Raw genomic sequence first — 319 nt, forward strand, 5'->3', positions numbered from 1 at the left:
TCCACCCGAGACTCAGTGAAATTGAATTTGCTGTTAAGATGCAGTATACCCGCGGCTAGACGGAAAGACCCCGTGAACCTTTACTACAGCTTCACAGTGAACTCTGAGCCTACTTGTGTAGGATAGGTGGGAGGCTTTGAAACCGGGACGCCAGTTCCGGTGGAGCCACCCTTGAAATACCACCCTGGTATGCTTGGGGTTCTAACCCAGGTCCGTTATCCGGATCGGGGACATTGTGTGGTGGGTAGTTTGACTGGGGCGGTCTCCTCCCAAAGAGTAACGGAGGAGCACGAAGGTTGGCTAATCCTGGTCGGAAATC

Annotated in this window: 1 rRNA gene; it reads left to right on the forward strand. The window is 53.3% G+C overall.

Annotated elements, in window-relative coordinates:
- Positions 1–319, forward strand: a 23S ribosomal RNA gene (locus BGP75_RS26575); the annotation flags it as partial.

Origin of the sequence: Motiliproteus sp. MSK22-1, from assembly GCF_001968815.1 — a bacterium.
Taxonomy (GTDB): domain Bacteria; phylum Pseudomonadota; class Gammaproteobacteria; order Pseudomonadales; family Balneatricaceae; genus Motiliproteus.